Source organism: Novosphingobium bradum (assembly GCF_042646485.1).
Classification (GTDB): Bacteria; Pseudomonadota; Alphaproteobacteria; order Sphingomonadales; family Sphingomonadaceae; genus Novosphingobium; species Novosphingobium bradum.
This window is the reverse complement of sequence record NZ_JBHRTQ010000007.1, coordinates 47,382-69,946: the sequence shown is the minus strand read 5'-3', so window position 1 is coordinate 69,946 and position 22,565 is coordinate 47,382. Positions and strand designations below refer to the sequence as shown.

Here is a 22,565-nt window from a genome sequence, read left to right as displayed (position 1 = left end):
AAGCCTCACCCCAAGGCCCAGAACACCGTACCCATGGCGAGGAAGCTGACCAGCCAATAGCCCGCCTCCACCAGCGCCACGCGGCGGCCCTGGCCAAGCCGGGCGTGGTTCAGCCACAGGGCGGGCACGATGAAGAAGGCGGCGATCCCGCCGGTCTGCATCCAGTAGAGCCAGGGCTTGAGCGCGAGGGTTTCCGGCCCGATCCGCGCCAGCGCATGGCCGATCATCAGCGCGGGCAAGGCCAGCAGGATCAGCCCGCCCAGCGCGCTGCGGACCGGCCCGGCGCCGGGCTGCATATTGGCCTGGAACAGGGCGAAGGGCGGCAGCCCGCCGAACAGCGGGCCATACCAGACGAGCGCAATCGCCTGCATCAGCACCGGCGATAGCACCACCGCCGGCCAGTTGATCGGACCCATCGCGCATCTCCTCAAAAACCGTTCGCCGCGCGGTGGTAGCGAAAAGGCGCCATGCGGTGTAGGGGCGCGGGCCTATGGTCCCCGAAAATTCCCCGCTCGAGATCCCTTCTCCCCGCAAGGTCGGCATGGTCAGCCTGGGCTGTCCCAAGGCGCTGGTCGATTCCGAACGCATCCTCACCCGGCTGCGCGCCGACGGCTATGCGATGAGCGCCGACTATGCCGGGGCCGACGTGGTCCTGGTCAACACCTGCGGGTTCCTTGATTCGGCCAAGGAGGAAAGCCTGGCCGCGATCGGCGAGGCGATCGCGGAAAACGGCCGGGTGATCGTGACGGGCTGCATGGGCAACGAGGCCGAAGCGATCCGCGCGCGCTTCCCCGATGTGCTCGCGGTGACCGGCGCGCACCAGTACGAGGCCGTGGTCGAAGCGGTCCACGAGGCGGCCCCGGCCAGCCTTGGCCCCTATGTGGATCTCATCCCCCAGGCCGATCCGGGTGATGTGAAGCTGACCCCGCGCCACTACAGTTATCTCAAGATTTCCGAGGGCTGCAATCACGCCTGCGCCTTCTGCATCATCCCGCAACTGCGCGGCAAGCTGGCCAGCCGGCGGATCGATGCCGTGCTGCGCGAGGCGGAAAAGCTGGTGGCGGCGGGGACCCGCGAGCTGCTGGTGATCAGCCAGGACACCTCGGCCTATGGGGTGGACCTGCGCCACGAGGAGCGGCTGTGGAAGGGCCGCCCGGTCCGCACCCACATGACCGACCTGGCCCGCGAATTGGGCCAGTTGCGGACCCCCGATGGCCGGGCGCCCTGGGTGCGGCTGCACTATGTCTATCCCTACCCCCATGTCGATGCGGTGATCCCGCTGATGGCCGAGGGCTTGCTCACGCCCTATCTCGACATTCCCTTCCAGCACGCCAGCCCCAAGGTGCTCAAGGCGATGAAGCGCCCGGCCAACGAGGCCAGGGTGCTCGAACGGCTGCGCTCGTGGCGCGAAGTGTGCCCGGACATCGCGATCCGTTCCTCCTTCGTGGTCGGCTTCCCCGGCGAGACCGAGGAGGACTTCCAGTACCTGCTCGACTGGCTCGATGAAGCCCAGCTCGATCGCGTGGGCGCCTTCCGGTTCGAGCCGGTGGCCGGCGCCGCCGCCAACGATTTGCCCGGCCAGGTGCCCGAAGCGGTCAAGGAAGATCGCTATGCCCGGATCATGGCAAAGACCGAGGCGATCAGCGCGGCCAAGCTGGCCGCCAGGATCGGCCGGACCCTGCCGGTGATCATCGACGAGGTGGGCGAGCCCGACGAGGATGGCGACGTGGGCGCCACCGGCCGCAGCCAGGCCGATGCCCCCGAGATCGATGGCGCTGTCTACCTGCGGAATGTTCCCGCGGGCCTTGCGCCGGGCGCCATCGTCGATGTGGTGGTCGAGGATGCCGATGCCCATGACCTCTACGGGGTCATTGCTGGAAACTGAACCGAAAGTTGCATTTCATGCAACTCACGCGCCCTTTTTCGCACTTGCAGCAAAACCGATTCGCCAGCACATAGGGGGTGCCTTTCAGGCATCCTCTCCCAAAACTTCAAAGGCCCGGTCGGCAACGACCGGGCCATTTTTTTGCCCTGCGCGGGGGCAGTTCTTGCCCTGCGACACGCCAGGCCCGGCAAGCCCCTCCCCGGCGGGGAGGGGTTGGGGTGGGGGGCCGAGGCAAGTGCCACTGGCGCAACCCGGGAGCGATGGCCCGCGCGCGGCGGTTCAATCCTCGTTGCGGGGGATGCGTTCGGTGATGATCCGGTCACGCGCGGCGCGCAAGTCGCCCGATTCGACCTGCAGGGCCAGCCGCTCGCGGTCGCGCGCGCGGTACATGGTTTCGGCGCGGTTGATCGCCTCCAGCCCCAGACCGCCATCCTCCAGCGCGCGGCGGGCCATGGCCACGGCCGATTCCAGCACCTCGCGCACCACCTTTCGCACCGGCGCCTGGCCCAGCGCGATCACCGCGCGCCGATCATAGGCGCGCACATAGAGCGCGGCCCGCGGGAAGGCTTCGTGGACCGCTTCGAGGAATTCGGGCGAAAGCTGATCGCCATCGAGGCAGAACAGGATCATCTCGGCCTCGGCCGCCCCGGCCTGGCGCAGCACGTCGAGCCGGGTGCCGTCGCCGAAATAGACCTTGGACCCGAAGCTTCCGGCAAGGTCGATCATCTCGATGTCCGAATCGATCAGGGTCACTGGCACGTCGCTGGCCATCAGCATCTGCGCCGCCGTCTGCCCGAAGCGGCCATAGCCGACCACCAGCGCATTGGCCCCATCGCCCGAGGGGCCTTCGGGGGTGCCCGCCGGCCCGGCCTCGGCCTCCTCGCGGAAGCGGCGGGTGGCCGCCATCAGGAACGGCGTGGTCGCCATCGACAGGGTGACCACCGCGCCGAACAGGCTGGCCGCCTCCGGGTCGATCAGCAGGGCACCCTGGGCCTGGGCAAACAGCACGAAGCCGAACTCGCCGCCCTGGCTGAGCAGCAGCCCCAGCCCCAGCGCCGGGCGCGTGGCCATGCCCGCTGCCCGCGCGATGCCGAAGATCACCAGCGCCTTGATCGCGATCAGCGCCAGGGCCACCCCGGCCACGAACAGCGGCCGTTCGGCAATGGCGTGGAGGTTGAGCATCATGCCCACGGCGAGGAAGAACAGGCCCAGCAGGATCGAGCGGAACGGCTCGACATCGGCTTCCAGCTCATGGCGATAAGGCGAATCGGCCAGCATCACGCCGGCGATGAAGGCGCCCAGCGCGGTCGACAGCCCCAGCAGCTCCATCAGCGCGCCTGCGCCCACCACCGTGAACAGCGCGGCGGCCACGAACATCTCGCGCTCGCCAAGGTTGCCGATCAGGCGGAACAGCGGGCGGATCAGCCAGCGCCCGGCCAGCACCAGCCCGACGATCGCGCCCACCGTATACAGCCCCAGCAGCCAGCCCGGCGGGCCGCCCTGCTCGGCCGGATTGCGGCTCAATGCGGTGATGATCGTGATCAGCGGGATGATCGAGAGGTCCTGGAACAGCAGGATCGCGAAAGTCCGCTCGCCAAAGGGCGTCCGCAGCCGTCCGGCCGATTGCAGCATCGGCAGGACCTGCGCGGTGGACGACAGCGCCAGTGGCAGGCCCAGCGCGATTCCCGCCGCCCAGGTGAAGCCCAGCCCCAGCGCGACGAAAGCAGCAATGGCCAACCCGCACACCGCCACCTGCGCCAGCCCCAGCCCGAAGATCTCGCGCCGCATCCGCCAGAGCCGCCCGGGGTTCAGCTCCAGCCCGACGATGAACAGCAGCAGGGTGATCCCCAGCTCGGCAAAGCCCAGCTTGCCCTCGGCATCGCCCACCAGGTGCAGCGCCTGCGGGCCGACCACGGCGCCGGCCAGCAGGTAGCCCAGGGTGGCGCCGAGGCCGAGCCGGCGGAACAGCAGGACGAAGCCCAGCGCGAAGCCGAGCAGGATGACCCCGTCGCGCAGGAGCGAGGCATGGGCGGCGGGATCGGTCATGGCAGGCTCATGGCAGGGGCGGCGGATCGCGCGAATCGCGCGGCTCCACGAAGACCCGGGTCACGATCGGGAACTGCGCCCCGACCTCGCGCTGGATCGCGGCGACGATCCGCTCGACCGCGCGGGCGCTGATCGTGTCGTCGAAATCGGCGCTGATGATCGCGGTCACCATCTCGGGGGCGAGATGCAGGGTCAGCACCCGGTGGACCTTGACCACGCCAGGATGGGCCTCGGCGCTGCGCGAGATGGCCGCGACCAGGGCGGGATCGGCGCTTTCCCCGATCAGCAGCCCCTTCGCCTCATAGAGCAGGACCACGGCCAGCACCCCCAGCACGAGGCCGATCAGCACCGAGGCCAGCCCGTCCCAGAACGGATTGCCGGTCACCAGGCTGAGCGTCAGCCCGAGGGCCGCCACCGCCAGGCCGACCAGGGCGCCGGCATTTTCCAGCAGCAGCACCAGGGTGGAGGTATCCTTGCTCTTGCGGATTTCCGCCCAGATCGAGCGATCCCCCCGGGCGCGGTTGAAATCGGCCAGGGCGGCGAGCGTCGACCAGCCTTCAAGCCCGGCGGCGATGGCCAGCACCACGAAGGCGACCAACGGATTGCTGGCCGGTTCCGGCTCCAGGATGTGCAGCACGCCCTCGTAGACCGAAACCCCCGCGCCCAGCGCGAAGACCAGGATCGCCACGATGAAGCTCCAGAAATAGAGCTCGCGGCCATAGCCGAAGGGGTGCTGGGCATCGGCCGGGCGCAGGGCGCGGCGGCGGCCGTGGAGGAGGAGCAGCTGGTTGCTGGAATCGACCAGACTGTGCACGCCTTCGGTCAGCATGGCCGAGGAACCGGTGATCGCGGCGGCGGCGAATTTGGCCGCGGCGATGCCCACGTTCGCGCCCAGCGCGATCAGGATGGTCTTCGTGTTTCCGCCGGCCATGCGCTTACCCTCCCGTCACAGCCAGCCGATCCGCCGGAACCGCCACCACAGCCCGCCGCAGACCGCCGTGATCAGGCCAATCGCGGCGAAATAGCCGAAGCGCCAGTGCAGCTCCGGCATGAACTCGAAATTCATCCCATAGATCCCGGCGATGGCCGTGGGCACGGCAAGGATCGCGGCCCAGGCGGCGAGCTGGCGGGTCATCTCGCCCTGGCGGTGCTGTTCGAGCAGGCTGGCGGTTTCCACGATGGAGGCGAGGGTTTCCTTCAGCCCGTTCATCCGCGCCAGGGTGCGGCGGACGTGGTCGAGCACGTCGCGGAACCAGATATGGGCGGCCGGATCGATATTGGGCAGGTCGGTCGTCGCAAGGCGCTCGCACACCTCGTGCATCGGCCCGGCAAGGCGCTCGAACCGGCGGATCTGGCGGCGCAGGCGGAAGATGCGGCGGATGGTGGAGGGTTCGGGGAACGAATCGATCGCCCGCTCCTCCATCGCCTGGACCGCGTCCTCGAAGCGTTCGAGAATGGGCACGAAGCCATCGACGATGAAATCGAGGATGGCATGGGCCACATAGTCCCCGCCCTCGGCCAACCGCTCGCCATTGGCTTCCAGCCGGTTGCGGACCGGATGGTGGGCGCGGCTGGAGCCGAAGCGCACCGTGACGAGGTAATCGGGACCAAGGAACAGCGCGGTCTGGCCATAGGCGATCTTGTCGCCCACATCGAGTTCGGCGGTCCGCGCGACGATGAACAGCAGGGTGCCGTAGACGTCGATCTTGGGGAGCTGGGTGGGGTTGAGCGCATCCTCCACGGCCAGCGGGTGGAGGCCGAACTGGGTGCGAACCAGCTCCATCTCGGCCGGGCTGGGCTCGCACAGGCCGATCCAGTCGAACCCGTCGGCCATCGGCGTGCGGGGCGCGCCGTCAAGCGCGAGGGCGGCTTCCTCGGTGGTTCCGGCACGATAGCGGCGCGCGGCGATGATCGTCATGGCGGTGGTCTGGCAGGGTCGGGCGCGCAAGGCAACGCGCCGATGCGGAGGGCCGCCATACGGGCCTGCGATCACCCTGCGCTTCGTCCCCAAGGGCCATGCTTGCCCGGCGGCGCAGACCGGCCTAACCAGCCCTCCATGTCCCAGGCCACGCCCCCGTCCCGCATCTGGACCGCCGCGCTCATCGTGATCGGCGACGAGATCCTCTCCGGCCGCACCCATGACAAGAACATCGCCCAGGTCGCCGCCTGGCTTGGGGTCCAGGGCATCCGCCTGAAGGAAGTGCGGGTCGTGGCCGACGAAACCGCCGCCATCGTCGAGGCGGTCAACTCCCTGCGCGCCCGCAACGACTATCTGTTCACCACCGGCGGCATCGGCCCCACCCACGATGACATCACGGTCGATGCCATTGCCGAGGCGCTGGGCGTGAGCGTGGTGGTCCACCCCGAGGCCCGCGCCATCCTGGAAGGCTACTATGCCACGCGCGGCGGGCTGACCGAGGCGCGCCTGCGGATGGCCCGCGTGCCCGAAGGCGCCGAACTGATCCCCAACCGGATAACCGGCGCCCCGGGTATCCGCCACGGCAACGTGTTCATCATGGCCGGGGTGCCGGGCATCACCGCGGGGATGCTCGACCGGCTGTCGGGCACGCTGGAAGGCGGATTGCCGCTGCTCTCGGCCACGGTGGGCTGCTGGGTGGGCGAAAGCGAGGTGGCCGACCTCCTGCGCCAGACCGAGCAGGACCATGCCGCCTGCCAGATCGGCTCCTACCCGTTCTGGCGCGAGGGCCGGACCGGCGCCAACTTCGTGATCCGTTCGGTCGAGCTGGCGCAGCTCGAAGCCTGCACCGAGGATCTGGTGAGCGGCCTGGCCACGCTGGGCCGCGAGCCGGTGCGGGGCGGCATTTGAGCCGAGCCGCGCTTCCCGCCGGCGCCTTTGCCATGCTGGCCCTGGCCACGCCGCCGCTGGTCGGCTGCGCGCCGGTGCCGCCCGCGCCAGCCCGCAGCAGCAGCCGCTCGCCGGCACCCGAAGCCGATGCCGCGCTGGCCGAATTCGAAGTGGTGCTGGCCGCCAACCCCAGCGCGACCGCGGCCCTCGAACAATGGTGCGCGCGCCGGGGCATCGCTCCCGAGGCCGAGGTCCGCGCAACCATGATCACGGCCGGAGCCGACCGCGACGAGGCCGCCGCCCTGGCCAGCGCCGCGCGGCTGGCCCTTGGCCTTGGCGCCGACGAACCGCTGGGCTTTCGCCACGTGCGGCTGGATTGCGGCGGCGTGGTGCTCTCGGAAGCCTACAACTGGTATGCGCCGGCCCGGCTCACCCCTGACATGACCCGCGCCCTGGCGACCAGCCGGATTCCGTTCGGCAAGGTCGCCGCCCCGCTTCGCTATCGCCGTGAACTGATCGAAAGCCGGCGCGGCAGCGCGGGGGAATGCCCGCCGGGCGTGATCCTCTCGCACCGCGCCCTGCTGCGCCTGCCCGACGGGCATCCGCTGTCCCTGCTGGTGGAATGCTATACCGGGGCGAACCTGGGAGGGTAGAGTCGACCCCACGGAAGCGGAAACGCCTTTGGTGCGCGATGACATTGCGTTGAAGCGCAAAGCCCTTCCCCGTTGGGGAAGGGTTGGGATGGGGGTTGCCCGCCTGCGCGGCATCCCCACCCGCGGTACCCCCACCCCCAGCCCCTCCCCAATGGGGAGGGGAGACCGGCGCCTCAATCTCATGTCATCGGATTCTAGCGCCCGGTCCTTCCCATCATCCCGGTTCCGCCCCCGGTTGCGCTTCCATTGCCCACCAGTCCCTGCCCCTGCGGCACGATGGCCACGCGCCAGGAACGGTTCTTGCGGAGGAACTGGGCGGCAAGCGCCTGCATCGCGGCGGGCGTGGTCACGGTATAGTCGGTCAGGATCGAACGGAGCGCGGCGAAGCGGCCCGGATCGCCGGTGGCCCCCTCCAGCTGGTACATGAAGAAGGCGCTCGAGGTCGCCGCGCGGCTGATCTGCTGCTTGAGCGGCTCGGTGACGCGGGCCAGTTCGTCGGCCGTGGGCGGATTGGCGACGAGGTCGGCGGCGATCTCATCCGCCGTCTGGAAGAACATCGGCACGTCGCCCGGCTGGAGCTGGGCCAGCGCGGTGATCGAGCCGCCGCTGTCGAGATCGACCGGCCACGACGAAACAACCTGCGGCGCGTAGCTGGCCCCCATCTTCTCGCGCATCCGATCGAGCAGGCGGTTGGTGAACAGGTTGGTGAGGATCTCGAGCTGGCGGCTGGTCCGCAGGCCCGCGGTGCCCCCGCCGGTCGGCCACGAAACCAGCGCGGCGGCCTGGTTGGCATCGCCGCGATGGGCGATCACCACCGGCGCGCCGCCGCCGTCCGGAACCTGGGCCTGGGTGGAGGCGGCGACGGCGGGCGCCGGTTCGCGCGGGGGCAAGGCGCCGAAGGTGCGGCCCAGCGCCGCCACGGTCGCCGCCCGGTCGATATCGCCGAACACCTGGACCTCGACCGGCCCGGCCGCCAGCACCGGCGCCCAGACCTGGCGGAACCCCTCGGGCGTGGCGGCATCCAGCTCCTGCGGGGTGGGCGTGCGGTAGCGCGGATCGCGGTTGTGCTGGAGGAACTTGAGATCGCGGCTCAACACGCCCTGCGGGCTGGTGGCCAGGCCATCGTACTGGAGCCGCGCCGCCGCGCGGGCGCGCAGCACCGGCGCCGCATCCCAGCGCGGCATGGCCAGCTTGGCGGCGAACAGGTAGAGCTGGTCGGCCAGGTCCGCCGACCGGGTATCGGCCGAGAAGGTGAAATCGGCATCGTCGATCTTGAAATCGAAGCCCATCTTGCGGCCGGTGGAGATGCGGTCCAGCTCCTCCTGCCCCAGCGGCCCGACGCCCGAACCCACCAGCGCCGTTTCGCCCAGCGCGATATAGGGCGCATCGCCCGAGGCGAAGGCGCGATAGCCCGCGCCGAACCGGACCTTGACCGTGACCCGCCCCGGCTCGTCGGCGCTCGGCCAGATCAGCGCTTTCACCCCATTGGCGAATTCCACCTGCTCGATCCCGCCGATCCCGGTCTGGACATCGGCCGAAACCTTGCCCGGCTCGCCGATCGGCGGCAGCTCGGCGAAGGATACCGCCTTGGCCGACAGCCGCGCCGTGCCATCGGCGACGACCGGCGCGGCCAGCGCGGCGCGCAGGTTCGCATCGGTGGCATCCTGGCGCGGCGTGATCATGACCGCGCGGGTCACCGCCCCGGCAAACAGGGCGCGGGTATGCTCCAGCACGGCCTCGGGCGTGATCAGTGGCACGGTGCGGCGGAAGATCGCCAGCACGGCCTCGGGATTGGCGACCGTTTCGCGGATATCGACCGCGGTGGTGATATCGTCGGCCAGCCGCGCGCCGGGCAGCAGGGCGCGCTGTTCGACCTGGCTGGCGAAGGCCACGTCCATTTCGGCGATCTCGCGGGCGATCTCCTCGGGGCTGGGCGCGCTGGCCTGGGCATCGGCGATGACGGCGCGCACGTCCTTCACCGCGGTCTGCCAGTCATCCGTCAGCGGGGTGATCGCCACGAAGGTCACGTCGGCCGAACGCGAGACGTCCTGCTGGTTGACCTGGGCCACCAGATAGCTGCCCCCGGCCCGCGCCCGGGCTTCCAGCCGGCGGTTGATCACCGCCTGGGCCACCTGGTCCATCATCAGGCCCTGGTTGTAGACCACGGTATCGTTGACCTGCCGCCAGGGCCGCAGCGTGGCCCAAGTGATCGAGCGCGGCAGATCGGGTTCCACCGCTACCCGCGCCGCACCGATCGGGGTTTCGCCAGCGGGGCCGGCCCCGGCGGGGCGAAGCGCATCGGCCGGCGCCACCGGATCGCCGAAGCTGGGCGCGGGCACGCGCGGCCCTTGCCCGGTCCAGCCGGAAAACCACTTCTTCACCAGCGCGGCCAGCTCGGCCGGATCGCGGTCGCCGGCCAGCACCACCACGGTGTTCTCGGGCCGGTACCAGCGGGCATGGAAGGCGCGCACCGCATCCTGGCGCGCGGCGGTGAGCGAGGCCTCGGTGCCGATCGGGGCGCGGGTCGCCAGCGGCTGGCCGGCATAGAGCGCCTCGCGCAGGACATCCTGCGCCCGCGCCGCCGCGCCGCCGCGCTCGCGCATCTCGGCCAGCACGATCGGCAGGTCGGAGCGGATGTTCTGGTCAGACAGGGTCGGAGCGGCGACCATGCCCGACAGATACTTCATCGATTCGTCGAGGCCCGCGTCGGTCGCCTCGGGCAGGTCGATCTTGAAGGTGGTCCCGGTCGGCGTGGTCTCGGCATTGGTATCGGACCCGAAGGTCGCCCCCAGCCGCTGCCAGGCCGGGATCGCCTCGCCATCGCCGAGATATTTCGACTGGCGGAAGACCAGGTGTTCCAGGAAATGGGCAAAGCCGCGCTCGCTCTCGCTCTCGTTGAGCGAGCCGGCATCGACCCGGATGCGGATCGCCACCTGCCCGGGCGGCACCCCGTTGCGGCGCACCGCATAGCGCAAGCCATTGGGCAGTTCGCCGAAGACCCATTCCCTGTCCTGCGGCACGTCGCTGCCGCGATAGAGCCATGGCCCGGCAAGGGCGGCCCTGACAGGCGCGGCGGCGGCGGGCCTGGCCGGCTTGCGGGGCCTGGCATCAAGCGCGGGCGCGGCCAGCACGAGCAGCGGAAGGGCGAACAGGGCGGCGCGGGCATAGGCGGTCATCGCCGGCCGGTATAAGGGCGCCCTGCCTGAAGGGCCAGTGAATAGCCCCGGGCCACGGCACCTGCGCCTGCGCGCCTTTCGCCGGTAATGCTTGACCGGTGCCCACCCACCCCCATATCGGACCCATCATGTTCATCGAGACCGAAGCCACGCCCAACCCCGCCACGCTCAAGTTCCTGCCCGGGCAGGAAGTGATGTATGCCGGCACCCGCGAGTTCACCTCGCCCGAAGCGGCCGAGGCCTCGCCGCTGGCCCAGGCGCTGTTCGATCTGGGCGAGGTTACCGGGGTGTTGTTCGGGCGCGATTTCGTCTCGGTCACCGCCGCGCCGGGGGTGAGCTGGGCCGCGCTCAAGCCGCAGGTCGTGGCCATGCTGCTCGATCACTTCGTCTCGGGCGCGCCGCTGTTCGCGCAAGGGACCGCCGGCGCGATCAGTGTGGCCCCGGAGGACGACACCGATTTCGGCGACGATCCCGCCGATGCCGAGATCGTGGCCCAGATCCGCGACCTCATCGAAACCCGGGTGCGCCCGGCCGTCGCCAACGATGGCGGCGACATCGTCTATCGCGGCTTCCGCGAGGGTGTGGTCTACCTCTCGATGCAGGGCGCCTGTTCGGGCTGCCCCTCTTCCGCGGCGACCTTGAAGAACGGCATCGAAAGCCTGCTCAAGCACTACGTCCCCGAAGTCAGCGAAGTCCGCGCGGCCTGACCAGCGGCCGGATGACGCCGCCGGGCTCCCCCGATACGCTGGTGATCGACAGCGCGACCGAGGCCTGCTCGGTGGCGCTGGTGCGCGCCGGTGCCCAGGGCGACCAGGTGATCGCCGGCTCGTGGCAGATGATGGGGCGCGGCCACGCCGAGGCGCTGGTGCCGCTGATCGGCGCGCTTCCCGGCAAGGGCCGGGCGGGCCGCATCGCCGTGGCGCTCGGGCCGGGCAGCTTCACTGGCGTGCGGGTGGGCCTTGCCGCCGCGCGCGCCCTGGCCCTGGCCTGGGGGGCCGAGCTGGTCGGCTATCCCACCCTCGCCCTGATCGCGGCCCAGGCGCGCGCGCAAGCCGGCGTCCGGGCCAGCGCCCAGCCAGTCACCGTCGCCACCACCGGCGGGCATGGCGAATGGTTCGTCCAGGAATTCACCGCCGATGGCCTGCCCGCCGGGGCACTGGCCTCGCTCAGGCCCGAAGCCGCCGCCCTGGCCGCGCGCACCGCGCTGGTCGCCGGGAGCCAGGCCGAGGCGCTGGTCGCCGCGCGCGGCAGCGGCCATGCCCTGCCGCTGTGGAGCGATGCCCGCGCCTTCGCCCTGCTCCCGCCGGCGCTGCTCACGGCGGACACCGCGCCGCTCTATGGCCGCGCGCCCGATGCGAAACTGCCCGGGGGCGCCGGAGCCACGCCCCGGTGAGCCTGCCGGGCGACGATGTCGACCGGATCATGGCGGTCATGCACACCGCCTTCGATCCGGAATATGGCGAGGCCTGGTCCCGCCGCCAGGTCGAGGATGCGCTGATCCTGGGCAATTGCCACTATCTGCTGGCGGGCGAGAATGGCGAGGCACCGCCGCCCGATGCCCCCGCGCGCGACATCGCCGGCTTTTCTCTTTCCCGCAGCGGATTTGGCGAAGAAGAACTGCTGCTGTTCGGCGTGGCCCCGCGGTTTCGGCGGCGCGGGGTAGGCCATCGCCTGCTCGAACGCTTCGCCGCGGCGGCGCATGGGCGGGGCGCGCATCGGCTGCTGCTTGAAATGCGGCGCGGAAACGAAGCCGAGTCGCTGTATCTTCGCCACGGTTTCCGCCCGGTGGGACTACGCCGCAACTATTACCGCACGCTCAGTGGCCCCCGGATCGACGCCATCACTTTCGCCCGTGACGACGAGAATTGACCTTCCGGCACCAATAACCCCAATTTCGCGCCCGGAATCGGTTCCAATACCATTTTTGCGCTTGTTTCCGGGAACCAGCGGGAGCAAAGCTGATTAGCGCTGGACAAGACAAGAATTTGTCCGGCGTCCAACAAGAATAACGGTCGCACGAATTCAAGGAACCCCCACGATGGAAAATGCACAGAGCGACATGAACGAGACGCTCATCACGCTTACTTCCGACATCGTTGCCGCTCACGTCAGCAACAACAGCGTGTCGGTGGGTGATCTGTCCACGCTCATCACCAACGTCTACGGCGCGCTGGCTGGCCTTGGCCAGGCGGCCACCGTTGTGGAATCGCCGCCCGAACCGGCGGTCTCGATCCGCTCGTCGGTCAAGTCCGATCACATCGTCTGCCTGGAAGACGGCAAGAAGCTCAAGATGCTCAAGCGTCACCTGATGACCCATTACAACATGACGCCCGAACAGTATCGCAGCCGCTGGAACCTTCCGGCCGACTACCCGATGGTCGCGCCCGACTATGCCGAGAAGCGCCGCGAACTGGCCAAGAAGATCGGCCTCGGCCGCAAGCCCGGCGCCAAGGCGGCCCGTGGTCGCGCCAAGACCCCGGCCTGAACCGGGATAACCGGACCGGCCTCGGGGCTGGTCCGGCAGACACCGCTTGCGCGGTTGCGAAAAGGCCTCGTCCGGTCCATATCGGCGAGGCCTTTTTCACGTCCGGCACCCGGCTGCGGCGTGGTATTTCCCTGACTGCCCTGCGACGGACGACACGTGCACCAACCCATCGACATCGAAGCGCTCTGCGCCGAACGCGGCCTCAGGATCACGGACCAGCGCCGGGTGATCGCCCAGGTCCTGTCCGAGAGCGAGGATCACCCCGACGTCGACAAGCTGCATGAACGCGCGGCCGCGATCGATCCGGGCATCTCGATCGCCACGGTCTATCGCACCGTGCGCCTGTTCGAGGAGGCCGGCATCCTCGATCGCCACGATTTCGGCGATGGCCGCGCCCGCTATGAAGCCGCTCCCGAAGCCCATCACGATCACATGATCGACGTGGAGACCGGGCGGGTGATGGAATTCGTCGATCCCGAACTGGAAGCGCTCCAGCGCCAGATCGCCGAACGCCTTGGCTATCGCCTGGTCGATCACCGGATGGAACTGTTCGGGGTCCGCATCGGCGCCGAAAAGGCCGAAGGTGACACCGACACCTGATCCGGCCGCGCTGACGCCGCCGCCCACCCCTGCACCGGCCCCACCCGCTTTGGCCAGTTCCGGTCAATCCGGTTCCGTCCAGTCCGGCTCCGGCCCTGCGACGCCGGTCAGGGCGACGCGGATCGGCCTGGCGGAAAGCCTGCGGATCCAGGGGCGCCTCGCGCTCATCATCCTGGTCGTGCTCGCCAGCCTGCCGCTGCATTACCTGTGCCGCGCGGTCTCGCGCCATTCGCCGATGCCGCGCCTTGTCCTGCGGGCGATCGCCAGGATCGTGGGCGCGCGGGTGCGGGTGGTCGGCACCCCGCTGCGGCGCGACGCGTTCCTGCTGGCCAACCACGTCTCGTGGCTGGATATCCCGGCACTTGCGGGGGCCAGCGGGACGGCGTTCGTCGCCAAGGCCGAGGTGGCCCGCGTGCCGGTGGTCGGCTGGCTGGCGCGGCTCAACCACACGGTTTTCGTCCAGCGCGAGGCGCGCCTCGGCGTGGCCGCCCAGATCAACGCCCTGAGCGAGGCGCTGGCCGACAATCACGCCGTGGCGATCTTCCCCGAAGGCACGACCACCGACGGACAGTCGCTGCTCCCCTTCAAGACCGCGATGCTCAAGGTGCTCGAACCAGCTCCGCCGGGGATCTTGGTCCAGCCGGTGCTGATCGACTATGGCCCGATGGCCCCGATCATCGGCTGGGTGGGCGACGAGCCGGGCCTGGCCAATGCCCTGCGCCTGCTGGCCCGGCCAGGCTCCTTCCCGGTCGCCATCCACTTTCTCGAGCCCTTTTCGCCCGATGGCCACGCCGGGCGCAAGGCGATCGCCGCCGAAGCCCGCGCGCGGATCGAGGCGGCACTCGAACTGGCCCTGGGCCGGCCCCCGCGCCCCTTCGCCCTGCCGGTCGAGGCGGTGCGCTACGTCCCGCCCGCCGAAGCCCACGACCGCGCCGCGGGCGAGGACTGAACCCGCGCCAGCGCCAGCGCCAGGTGACAGGCCAGCCAGTGGGCAGGCAGCGCCGCGCACCGCGCCCGCCGCATCGAGACTCGAACAGCCGCCCGAAATCGCCTATGGGCGCCCCCCATGGCCACCACCCCCGCCCCCAAGACCTACCGCGTCAAGAGCTTCGGCTGCCAGATGAACGTCTATGACGGCGAACGCATGGCCGAACTGCTCGGCGCCCAGGGCATCGCCCCCGCGCCCGAAGGCGAAGAGGCCGATCTCGTCGTCCTCAACACCTGCCACATCCGCGAGAAGGCGGCGGAAAAGGTCTATTCCGACATCGGCCGCCTCAAGCGCGAGGATGGCTCCAGCCCGCTGATCGCGGTGGCCGGCTGCGTCGCCCAGGCCGAGGGCGAGGAGATCATGGCCCGCGCGCCCGCCGTGAAGATGGTGGTTGGCCCCCAGGCCTATCACCGCCTCCCCGAGATGATCGCGGAGGCCAGTGCCGGACGCCGCGCGGTCGATACAGATATGCCGGCCCAGGCCAAGTTCGACGCCCTGCCCGCGCGCCGCAAGGTTGGCCCCAGCGCCTTCCTCACCGTGCAGGAAGGCTGCGACAAGTTCTGCACCTATTGCGTGGTGCCCTATACCCGCGGCGCGGAAATATCCCGCCCGTTCAGCGCGATCGTGGCGGAAGCGGAGAGGCTGGTCGAAGCCGGCGCCAAGGAACTGACCCTGATCGGCCAGAACGTCAACGCCTGGACGGGCGAGGATGGCCAGGGCCGCGCGGTCGGCCTTGACGGGCTGGTGCGCCACCTTGCCGAGAACCCCGACCTGGCGCGCATCCGCTACACCACCAGCCACCCCAACGACATGACCGAGGGCCTGATCGCCGCCCACGGCGAAGTGGCCAAGCTGATGCCCTTCCTCCACCTGCCGGTGCAAGCGGGCAGCAACCGCATCCTCAAGGCAATGAACCGCTCGCACACCGCGCAATCCTATCTGGAGATCCTCGATCGCGTGCGCGCCGCGCGGCCCGACATCGCCCTGTCCGGCGATTTCATCGTCGGCTTCCCCGGCGAGACGGAGGAGGATTTCGCCGAGACGCTGTCGCTCGTGGCAGCGGTTGGCTATGCCCAGTGCTTCAGCTTCAAGTACAGCCCGCGCCCCGGCACCCCGGCCGCCACGATGGACGGCCAGGTTGCCCCCGAGGTGATGGACGAGCGCCTCCAGCGCCTCCAGGCCGCGCTGAATGCCAGCCAGCAGGCCTTCAACCAGGCCTCGGTCGGCCGGCGCTGCCAGGTTCTGGTCGAACGCAAGGGCCGGCACGACGGGCAGTGGCTGGGCAAGTCCCCCTGGCTGCAATCAGTCCATTTCGCGGGCGAGGCGGCGATCGGCGATCTGGTCGAGGTCGACATGGTGGAGGCCGGGCCGAATTCGCTCAGCGGGCGGCTGGTGGCAACGGCGACGGCCTGAGATCTTTTCCACATCGCCGCATCGCAGCGTGGCTTGTTTGCGGGGCGCACCGGCCTATCTTTCCTGTCGGGACTCGCCATCCGGCGGCCCGCATGAAAGGAGCGCCCTCAGCACCTTATGGCCCGCAAAACCGCTCGCGCCTCCGAGGGGATGGCGCATCCGTGGTCGTCTGATGCCCGCCGGGAAAGCCCGCGGCGCGCCAGGGCTGAACTGGAATTCGACGAGCCCACCGTGCTGGGCGCCCTGTTCGGGCAGTTCGATTCCAACCTCGTGCTGATCGAGAACCGGCTGGGGGTCTATATCGCCGCCCGCGGCAACCGCATCCAGATCGAAGGCGGCGAGGATGCCGTGGCCCGCGCCCGCGACGTCCTCAAGGGGATGCACCAAAGGATCATGAGCGGGCAGGAGATCGACGCCGGCGCGGTCGAATCGCTCATCGCCATGTCGAACGAGCCGACGCTCGAAGGCATCATCACCGGCGGCACCGATGCGCCCCCGATCATGATCCGCACCCGCCGCAAGACCATCGTGCCGCGCTCGGCCACCCAGATCGACTATATGCGCTCGCTCGCCCGGGACGACGTGATCTTCGCGCTCGGCCCGGCCGGCACCGGCAAGACCTATGTCGCCGTGGCCCAGGCCGTTTCGCAGCTGATGAGCGGCTCGGTCCAGCGCCTGATCCTCTCGCGCCCGGCGGTGGAAGCGGGCGAGCGGCTGGGCTTCCTGCCCGGCGACATGAAGGAGAAGGTCGATCCCTATCTCCGCCCGCTCTACGATGCCCTCTATGATTGTATGCCGCCCGAACAGGTGGAACGGCGCATGGCGAGCGGCGAGATCGAGGTGGCGCCGATCGCCTTCATGCGCGGCCGCACGCTGGCCGATGCCTTCGTGATCCTTGATGAAGCGCAGAACACCACGCCCGCCCAGATGAAGATGTTTCTCACCCGCTTCGGCCAGAACAGCCGGATGGTGGTCTGCGGCGATCCGCGCCAGGTCGACATTCCCGGGGGCGACAGTTTCAGCGGCCTGGCCGACGCGGTGAAGCGGCTCGAAGGGGTGGATGGCATCTCGGTGGTCCGCTTCAACGCGGCCGACGTGGTGCGCCACCCGATCGTCGGGCGGATCGTGGAAGCCTATGAAGGCAAGGATAGCTGATCCTGACCTCCCCGCCGACCGCCCCGCTTGCGCCCCATGTCCTCATCATCCACGAGGTGGCGGACTATCCGGCGTGGAAGGCGATCTTCGACGGGGCGGCGGAAATTCGTCGCCAAGCCGGCGAGATCGCCTATCAGGTGCTGGCGTTCGACACCGATCCGACGCGCGTGGTCCATTTCTCCCGCTGGACCGATCTTGCCTCGGCCCGGGCGTTCTTCGAATCCCCCGAACTGGTTGAAATCCGACGAAAGGCCGGCGTGCGCGCCCCTGAATTCCACTATCTCAACCAGTTGGAAGCGGGCATCCTCGCCTAAACGCGAAGCGATGCCCTTGCCGAAGGCGCCGCGCTGGCTTAGCCCGATGCCATGCTGTCGCTTGAAATCGAGATCGAGGATCCCTGGCCCACCGCAACGGACTGGGCGGACCTGGCCGAGGCTGCTGCACAGGCCGCCGCGGCGGTCGCGCCGGAGTTGGGGAACCCGCGCCTGTCCGCCTCGGTCCTGCTCACCAGCGATGCCGAGGTCCACGTGCTCAACCGCGAATGGCGGGCCAAGGACAAGCCGACCAACGTGCTCTCCTTCCCGATGATCGGGCGCGAGCAACTGCTGGACCTGCCGCGCGATGGCGCGCCCGAAATGCTCGGCGATCTCGCCCTTGCCTGGGAAACCTGCGCGCGCGAAGCGGCCGACAAGGGCATCGCGGTGGAGGCCCATGCCGCCCACCTGATCGTCCACGGCCTGCTCCATCTCGCCGGCCACAATCACGAGCTGGGCGAGGCCGAGGCCGAGGCGATGGAAGCGCTCGAAACAAAGGCGCTTGCGAAGATGGGCCTGCCGGACCCATATCAAGCCTGAAACAGCCCGCCCCGAGGCACCTTGGGGCGCGGGGCAGACACAAGGATAGCGAACCCGATGGCCGAACATGGCCGCAACGGCGATGGCGCCGGCTCAGAGGCGGACAGTAGACGCAGCCTGTGGAAGGGCCTGCGCCGGCTGTGGACGGGCGAGCATGACCAGTCGCTGCGCGCCGCGCTCGAAGAAGCGATCGACGAGCACGAGGGCGAGGACGACGCGGCGGCGGGCGATCTTTCCCCGCTCGAACGCCAGATGGTCCGCAACCTGCTCCACTTCAGCGAACACGATGCCGATGACGTGGCGATCCCGCGCGGCGAGATCGTCGCCGTCCCGGCCTCGGCCTCGTGGGAGGAGCTGGTCGCCATGTTTGCCGAACACGGCCACAGCCGGATGCCGGTCTACCGCGATTCGCTCGACGAGATCGTGGGGATGATGCACCTCAAGGACGTGTTCCCCTTCCTTGTCGCCGGCCGCGGCGGAGCCAAGGCGCCCCCGCGCGACTGGACCGTGCTGATGCGCCAGCCGCTGTTCGTGCCCCAGGCGCGCGGCGCGCTCGACGTGCTGGCCGATATGCGCGCCAGCCGCGTTCACCTGGCGGTCGTGATCGACGAATATTCGGGCACAGACGGGATCATCACGATCGAGGACCTGGTCGAGGAAATCGTCGGCGAGATCGAGGACGAGCACGACGACGCGCCGACCGACCTGCTGGTGGCGCTGGATGACGGCACCTGGGAAGCCGATGCCCGCGCCGAGCTTGACGATGTGGGCGAGCGGATCGATCCGCGCCTTGCCGAGGTCGAGGAAGATATCGACACCATTGGCGGGCTGGCCTTCCTGCTTGCCGGCCAGGTTCCGCCGGTCGGCGCCCGCCTGGCCCATTCAAGCGGCTGGAAACTCGAGGTCACTGCGGGTAACGAACGCCATGTCACCCGCCTGCGCCTGCATCCGCCGGGCGCACCGGAACCGCAACCAGCCTGAAACCAGCCCGCCCCGATCCTGTTCGCCCGAAATCCGCCCTTCCCCGCCCCTCCCCAGCGAGTAAGCCCTCTGTCCATGCGCCGCCTGCCGCCCCTCCGTGCGCTCGAAGCCTTCGTGCGGGTCGTCCGCCTCGGTTCGGCCAAGGCCGCGGCGGCCGAGCTGGGCCTGAGCCCCTCGGCGCTCTCGCGCCGGGTCCAGGCGCTGGAGGATTTCACCGGCAAGAAGCTGTTCCACCGCCAGCACCAGGCCATGCGACTGACCGAGGACGGGCAGGCCTTCTTCGATGCGGTCAGCCCCAGGCTCGACGAACTGGCCGAGGCGGTCGAAAGCCTGGTCGATACCGGGCAGGTCCTGCGCCTGCATCTCGGCGTCATGCCGCTGTTCGGCAGCCAGCGGCTGTTCCCGCGCCTGGCCGAACTCCGCAAGCTGCATCCGCGCCTGCACATCGATATCGATACCAGCCCCCACCAGGAAGCCCGGGTGGGTGATAGCCTCGATGCCGCGATCCTCCTTTCAAAGGCGCCCGATCCCTCGCTCTACGCGGTGCGGCTCGATCACAACCGGGTCTATGCGATCACCTCGCGCACCGTGGCCGAGGAACTGGGGCCGGTGCCCGATCTCGGCAAGCTGTCGAAGCAGACCTTCCTCATCCACCATGACCTGCCCGACAGTTTCGTGGCCTGGAAGGCGGCGACCGGGATCGGCGATTTCACCCCGGCGGCGGTGGACCAGTTCGATTCGGGCCAGCTGATGCTGGAAGCGGCGGCCAATGGCCTGGGCATCGCGATCATGCACGATGACCACTTCACCCGCTCGGGCGACGAGCGGCTGGCCCGGCTCTATGATTTCGAGGTCGAAAGCCCCTATTCCTACTGGTTCGTGTGCAAGCCCCGCGCGCTGGAAACCCGGCCGGTGCGCTTGTTCCACGATTGGCTGGTCAAGGCCGGGCTATAAGGGCGAATCCTTAGGCGCCCCTTGGCAAAGCCTTGGGCGGAACCGCGCCACGATCGGGCGATGACCCTTGTCGACAAGTCCCTGTTCACCGCCACGCCGGTGTTCCGCGCCCGCCGCCGCAAGCTGACCGTTCGCGTGCAGGTGGCCGGCGGCACCGGCGCCGCGCTCGATGCGATCGCCCGCGATGTCTCGCCCCAGGGAATGAGCGCCATCGCGCAAGGCAGCCCGCCGCCCGCCGGCGAGGTGATCACGGTCGCCCTGCCCGATGGCAGCAGCCTGTGGGGCGTGGTGCGCTGGGCCGAGGGCAAGGCCTTCGGCGTGGAATTCGATCCCGGCTCGCACGAAGCCCCGGCGGCGGGCCTGCTCGCCCCCTGATCCCGCCCCCTCAAGCCGCCACCTGAGCCCCGCGAACCCGTGGCAACCAGCGCGCCCACGAAAAAGGGGGCGGATCGCTCCGCCCCCTCCTGTCTGTCCGTCGTGGCGACAGGCTTCAGCCTTCCGACACGGCGGCCTTGACGATCTTGCCCGGCTCGCGCGGCGGCTCGCCCTTGGGCAGGGCGTCGACGTGTTCCATGCCTTCGACCACCTGGCCCCAGACGGTGTACTGGCGATCGAGGAAGGTCGCATCGTCGAAGCAGATGAAGAACTGGCTGTTGGCCGAGTGCGGATAGGAGGTGCGGGCCATCGAGCAGACGCCGCGCACGTGCGGCTCGGCGTTGAATTCGGCCTGGAGGTCGGGCTTGTCCGAACCGCCGGTGCCGGTGCCCTGCGGGCAGCCGCCCTGGGCCATGAAGCCGGGGATCACGCGGTGGAACTTGATCCCGTCGTAGAAGCCTTCGCCCACCAGTTCCTTGATCCGGGCGACGTGGCCGGGGGCAAGGTCGGGGCGCAGCTTGATCTTGACATCGCCACCCTGGCCATTGCCGGCATCGAGGGTGAGGGTGAGGAATTCGTCGGCCATCGGGCGGTCTCCTTGGGTCTTGGCGTTGGTCGTCATCCGGGGCCGATATAGGCCGGCGGGGGACAAAGTCACGCGCCGCGCGCACAATCGCCTTCGCAAGGGCAAGGCGCGGTTGCAATTGCGAACGAGGGCAATAGACCGGGCCGATGACCGTCGAGGATCGCGCCCCCGAACTGCTGGAGCAGGCCACCGCCGTTGCGGGCACGGAACCCTTGCGCGAAACCTCCGAGCGGACCGGCGAGTCCGACCGGCTCGATGGTGAAAACCGCCTGAAATCAGACTTCGTGCGCCGGGTCCGCGACGCACTGGACGAGGGCGAGCGCGACCAGGTCTACGATCTGGTCGAACCGCTCCACCCGGCCGACATCGCCGACCTGTTCGAACTGCTCGACGGCGACGAGCGCCCGCTGCTGGCCCGCGCGATCACCGACCTGCTCAGCGCCGACGTGATCGCCGAGCTCAACGATCACGTCCGCGAGGCACTGGTCGAGGACCTGCCGGCCGAAGACATCGCGCTCATCGCCGAACAGCTCGAGACCGACGACGCGGTGGCGATGCTGGAAGACCTCGACGAGGAAGACCAGCAGGCCGTCCTCGCCGAGCTTGACCCGGAAGACCGCGCGGCGATCGAAAGCGCGCTGTCCTTCCCCGAGGAGAGCGCCGGCCGCATCATGAGCCGCGATTTCATCGCGGCGCCCGAATTCATGCGCGTGGGCGACCTGATCGACTACCTGCGCCGCGACCACGACCTGCCGACCGAATTCTGGGAAGTCTTCGTGGTCGACCAGGGCCACCACCCGGTGGGCACCTGCGCGCTCTCGTGGATCCTGCGCGCCCCGCGCGACGTGGCGCTGGCCGACGTGATGAAGCGCGACCAGACCCTGATCCCGGTGGCGATGGACCAGGAAGAGGTCGCCCTGCGCTTCCAGAAATACGCGCTGATCTCGGCCGCGGTGGTCGATGATGCCGGGCGGCTGGTCGGTCAGATCACGGTCGACGACATCGTCCACATCATCCAGGAAGAAGCCGGCGAGGACGCGCTGCTGCTTTCGGGCGCCGGCGATGGCGACATCAACGAACCACTGCCGGCCACGATCCGCACCCGCCTGTGGTGGCTGTTCATCAACCTGGGCACAGCGATCCTCGCCTCGGGCGTGGTCGCCGCCTTCGAGGGCACGATCACCCGCCTGGTCACTCTGGCCGTGCTGATGCCGATCGTCACCGGCATGGGCGGCAATGCCGCCACCCAGACCATGACCGTGACCGTGCGCGCGCTGGCCACCAACCAGCTCACCAGTTCCAACACCTGGCGCATGATCGGGCGCGAATGGTGGATCGCCTCGGCCAATGGCCTGGGCCTGGGCCTGCTGATGGCGATCGGCTGCCAGGTGGTCTATGGTGACTGGTGGCTCAGCTTCGTCCTGCTGCTGGCGATGATCCTCAACAGCCTCAACGCCGGCCTGTCCGGCGTCCTGATCCCGGTGACGCTCAACCGGATGCGGATCGATCCGGCGGTCACCTCCACGGTCTTCGTCACCACGATGACCGATACGCTGGGTTTCTTCTTCTTCCTCGGCCTGGCCGACCTGTTCAAGCTCAGCGCCTGAG

The 22,565-nt window shown here is 69.3% G+C and carries 23 protein-coding genes; 17 read left to right on the top strand and 6 right to left on the bottom strand.

Annotation, left to right across the window (positions count from 1 at the left end):
- Nucleotides 1–5: 5 nt before the first annotated feature.
- Nucleotides 6–416, bottom strand: coding sequence for a DUF1761 domain-containing protein (locus tag ACFOD9_RS06240; RefSeq protein ID WP_379509232.1), 411 nt, complete (start codon nt 414–416; stop codon nt 6–8).
- A 74-nt stretch (nt 417–490) separates the two neighbouring features.
- Here ACFOD9_RS06240 and rimO point away from each other — a divergent pair, with 74 nt between their 5' ends.
- On the top strand, nt 491–1,885 hold the full coding sequence (gene rimO / locus ACFOD9_RS06235; RefSeq protein WP_379509231.1) for a 30S ribosomal protein S12 methylthiotransferase RimO: 1,395 nt from the start codon (nt 491–493) through the stop codon (nt 1,883–1,885).
- 279 nt (nt 1,886–2,164) lie between these two features.
- Here the strand turns inward: rimO and ACFOD9_RS06230 are convergent, their stop codons facing one another.
- From ACFOD9_RS06230 to ACFOD9_RS06220, 3 genes are read right to left on the bottom strand one after another with little or no spacing between them, the layout of a single operon-like run.
- On the bottom strand, nt 2,165–3,931 hold the full coding sequence (locus ACFOD9_RS06230) for a monovalent cation:proton antiporter-2 (CPA2) family protein (RefSeq protein WP_379509230.1): 1,767 nt from the start codon (nt 3,929–3,931) through the stop codon (nt 2,165–2,167).
- Between the two features lie 7 nt (nt 3,932–3,938).
- Nucleotides 3,939–4,862, bottom strand: a complete 924-nt coding sequence (locus tag ACFOD9_RS06225) for a cation diffusion facilitator family transporter (RefSeq protein ID WP_379509229.1) — start codon at nt 4,860–4,862, stop codon at nt 3,939–3,941.
- Nucleotides 4,863–4,877: 15 nt separating this feature from the next.
- On the bottom strand, nt 4,878–5,849 hold the full coding sequence (locus ACFOD9_RS06220; RefSeq protein WP_379509228.1) for a magnesium and cobalt transport protein CorA: 972 nt from the start codon (nt 5,847–5,849) through the stop codon (nt 4,878–4,880).
- Nucleotides 5,850–5,987: 138 nt separating this feature from the next.
- Between ACFOD9_RS06220 and ACFOD9_RS06215 the strand changes: the two genes are divergently transcribed.
- A complete protein-coding gene (locus ACFOD9_RS06215; protein WP_379509227.1) occupies nt 5,988–6,758 on the top strand; it encodes a competence/damage-inducible protein A in 771 nt (256 codons plus the stop codon).
- A complete protein-coding gene (locus ACFOD9_RS06210) occupies nt 6,755–7,390 on the top strand; it encodes a hypothetical protein (RefSeq protein WP_379509226.1) in 636 nt (211 codons plus the stop codon). Before ACFOD9_RS06215 ends, ACFOD9_RS06210 begins: the two co-directional genes overlap by 4 nt.
- Before the next feature lie 194 nt (nt 7,391–7,584).
- Here the strand turns inward: ACFOD9_RS06210 and ACFOD9_RS06205 are convergent, their stop codons facing one another.
- Complete coding sequence (locus tag ACFOD9_RS06205; RefSeq protein WP_379509225.1) at nt 7,585–10,566, bottom strand: M16 family metallopeptidase; 2,982 nt, start codon at nt 10,564–10,566, stop codon at nt 7,585–7,587.
- A 128-nt stretch (nt 10,567–10,694) separates the two neighbouring features.
- Here ACFOD9_RS06205 and ACFOD9_RS06200 point away from each other — a divergent pair, with 128 nt between their 5' ends.
- From ACFOD9_RS06200 to ACFOD9_RS06140, 13 genes are all read left to right on the top strand, one after another.
- Nucleotides 10,695–11,273 carry a NifU family protein gene (locus tag ACFOD9_RS06200; protein WP_379509224.1) on the top strand — a complete coding sequence of 193 codons (579 nt, stop codon included), beginning with the start codon at nt 10,695–10,697 and terminating at the stop codon, nt 11,271–11,273.
- 11 nt (nt 11,274–11,284) lie between these two features.
- Nucleotides 11,285–11,959: a tRNA (adenosine(37)-N6)-threonylcarbamoyltransferase complex dimerization subunit type 1 TsaB gene (gene tsaB / locus ACFOD9_RS06195; protein WP_379509223.1), complete on the top strand. Its 675-nt coding sequence runs from the start codon at nt 11,285–11,287 to the stop codon at nt 11,957–11,959.
- A gap of 38 nt (nt 11,960–11,997) precedes the next feature.
- Complete coding sequence (locus ACFOD9_RS06190; RefSeq protein ID WP_379509222.1) at nt 11,998–12,435, top strand: GNAT family N-acetyltransferase; 438 nt, start codon at nt 11,998–12,000, stop codon at nt 12,433–12,435.
- Between the two features lie 169 nt (nt 12,436–12,604).
- Nucleotides 12,605–13,051, top strand: coding sequence for a MucR family transcriptional regulator (locus ACFOD9_RS06185; protein WP_379509221.1), 447 nt, complete (start codon nt 12,605–12,607; stop codon nt 13,049–13,051).
- A 156-nt stretch (nt 13,052–13,207) separates the two neighbouring features.
- The gene (locus tag ACFOD9_RS06180; RefSeq protein WP_379509220.1) at nt 13,208–13,651 is read left to right on the top strand and encodes a Fur family transcriptional regulator; all 444 of its coding nucleotides are present in this window, start codon (nt 13,208–13,210) and stop codon (nt 13,649–13,651) included.
- 49 nt (nt 13,652–13,700) lie between these two features.
- Nucleotides 13,701–14,600, top strand: a complete 900-nt coding sequence (locus tag ACFOD9_RS06175; RefSeq protein ID WP_379509219.1) for a lysophospholipid acyltransferase family protein — start codon at nt 13,701–13,703, stop codon at nt 14,598–14,600.
- 117 nt (nt 14,601–14,717) lie between these two features.
- Nucleotides 14,718–16,052 carry a tRNA (N6-isopentenyl adenosine(37)-C2)-methylthiotransferase MiaB gene (gene miaB, locus ACFOD9_RS06170; RefSeq protein WP_379509218.1) on the top strand — a complete coding sequence of 445 codons (1,335 nt, stop codon included), beginning with the start codon at nt 14,718–14,720 and terminating at the stop codon, nt 16,050–16,052.
- Between the two features lie 117 nt (nt 16,053–16,169).
- Nucleotides 16,170–17,207, top strand: a complete 1,038-nt coding sequence (locus ACFOD9_RS06165) for a PhoH family protein (protein ID WP_379509217.1) — start codon at nt 16,170–16,172, stop codon at nt 17,205–17,207.
- Between the two features lie 56 nt (nt 17,208–17,263).
- Nucleotides 17,264–17,521 carry an antibiotic biosynthesis monooxygenase gene (locus ACFOD9_RS06160; RefSeq protein WP_379509216.1) on the top strand — a complete coding sequence of 86 codons (258 nt, stop codon included), beginning with the start codon at nt 17,264–17,266 and terminating at the stop codon, nt 17,519–17,521.
- Between the two features lie 54 nt (nt 17,522–17,575).
- Entirely contained in the window at nt 17,576–18,061 is a 486-nt protein-coding gene (gene ybeY, locus ACFOD9_RS06155; protein WP_379509948.1) for an rRNA maturation RNase YbeY, read from the top strand.
- Between the two features lie 57 nt (nt 18,062–18,118).
- Nucleotides 18,119–19,042, top strand: coding sequence for a hemolysin family protein (locus ACFOD9_RS06150; RefSeq protein ID WP_379509215.1), 924 nt, complete (start codon nt 18,119–18,121; stop codon nt 19,040–19,042).
- 75 nt (nt 19,043–19,117) lie between these two features.
- The gene (locus tag ACFOD9_RS06145) at nt 19,118–19,996 is read left to right on the top strand and encodes a LysR substrate-binding domain-containing protein (RefSeq protein ID WP_379509214.1); all 879 of its coding nucleotides are present in this window, start codon (nt 19,118–19,120) and stop codon (nt 19,994–19,996) included.
- Nucleotides 19,997–20,056: 60 nt separating this feature from the next.
- On the top strand, nt 20,057–20,371 hold the full coding sequence (locus ACFOD9_RS06140; protein ID WP_379509213.1) for a PilZ domain-containing protein: 315 nt from the start codon (nt 20,057–20,059) through the stop codon (nt 20,369–20,371).
- Nucleotides 20,372–20,486: 115 nt separating this feature from the next.
- Here the strand turns inward: ACFOD9_RS06140 and ACFOD9_RS06135 are convergent, their stop codons facing one another.
- Nucleotides 20,487–20,957: a peptidylprolyl isomerase gene (locus ACFOD9_RS06135; RefSeq protein WP_379509212.1), complete on the bottom strand. Its 471-nt coding sequence runs from the start codon at nt 20,955–20,957 to the stop codon at nt 20,487–20,489.
- A 146-nt stretch (nt 20,958–21,103) separates the two neighbouring features.
- Between ACFOD9_RS06135 and mgtE the strand changes: the two genes are divergently transcribed.
- The gene (gene mgtE / locus ACFOD9_RS06130; RefSeq protein WP_379509211.1) at nt 21,104–22,564 is read left to right on the top strand and encodes a magnesium transporter; all 1,461 of its coding nucleotides are present in this window, start codon (nt 21,104–21,106) and stop codon (nt 22,562–22,564) included.
- Nucleotide 22,565 lies beyond the last annotated feature (1 nt).

Bases quoted from the DNA above. Each gene is read 5' to 3' on its own strand.
- ACFOD9_RS06240 (WP_379509232.1), bottom strand. From the start codon at position 416: ATGGGTCCGATCAACTGGCCGGCGGTGGTGCTATCGCCGGTGCTGATG.
- rimO (WP_379509231.1), top strand. From the start codon at position 491: ATGGTCCCCGAAAATTCCCCGCTCGAGATCCCTTCTCCCCGCAAGGTC.
- ACFOD9_RS06230 (WP_379509230.1), bottom strand. From the start codon at position 3,931: ATGACCGATCCCGCCGCCCATGCCTCGCTCCTGCGCGACGGGGTCATC.
- ACFOD9_RS06225 (WP_379509229.1), bottom strand. From the start codon at position 4,862: ATGGCCGGCGGAAACACGAAGACCATCCTGATCGCGCTGGGCGCGAAC.
- ACFOD9_RS06220 (WP_379509228.1), bottom strand. From the start codon at position 5,849: ATGACGATCATCGCCGCGCGCCGCTATCGTGCCGGAACCACCGAGGAA.
- ACFOD9_RS06215 (WP_379509227.1), top strand. From the start codon at position 5,988: ATGTCCCAGGCCACGCCCCCGTCCCGCATCTGGACCGCCGCGCTCATC.
- ACFOD9_RS06205 (WP_379509225.1), bottom strand. From the start codon at position 10,566: ATGACCGCCTATGCCCGCGCCGCCCTGTTCGCCCTTCCGCTGCTCGTG.
- ACFOD9_RS06200 (WP_379509224.1), top strand. From the start codon at position 10,695: ATGTTCATCGAGACCGAAGCCACGCCCAACCCCGCCACGCTCAAGTTC.
- tsaB (WP_379509223.1), top strand. From the start codon at position 11,285: ATGACGCCGCCGGGCTCCCCCGATACGCTGGTGATCGACAGCGCGACC.
- ACFOD9_RS06190 (WP_379509222.1), top strand. From the start codon at position 11,998: ATGCACACCGCCTTCGATCCGGAATATGGCGAGGCCTGGTCCCGCCGC.
- ACFOD9_RS06185 (WP_379509221.1), top strand. From the start codon at position 12,605: ATGGAAAATGCACAGAGCGACATGAACGAGACGCTCATCACGCTTACT.
- miaB (WP_379509218.1), top strand. From the start codon at position 14,718: ATGGCCACCACCCCCGCCCCCAAGACCTACCGCGTCAAGAGCTTCGGC.
- ACFOD9_RS06165 (WP_379509217.1), top strand. From the start codon at position 16,170: ATGGCCCGCAAAACCGCTCGCGCCTCCGAGGGGATGGCGCATCCGTGG.
- ACFOD9_RS06150 (WP_379509215.1), top strand. From the start codon at position 18,119: ATGGCCGAACATGGCCGCAACGGCGATGGCGCCGGCTCAGAGGCGGAC.
- ACFOD9_RS06145 (WP_379509214.1), top strand. From the start codon at position 19,118: ATGCGCCGCCTGCCGCCCCTCCGTGCGCTCGAAGCCTTCGTGCGGGTC.
- ACFOD9_RS06140 (WP_379509213.1), top strand. From the start codon at position 20,057: ATGACCCTTGTCGACAAGTCCCTGTTCACCGCCACGCCGGTGTTCCGC.
- ACFOD9_RS06135 (WP_379509212.1), bottom strand. From the start codon at position 20,957: ATGGCCGACGAATTCCTCACCCTCACCCTCGATGCCGGCAATGGCCAG.
- mgtE (WP_379509211.1), top strand. From the start codon at position 21,104: ATGACCGTCGAGGATCGCGCCCCCGAACTGCTGGAGCAGGCCACCGCC.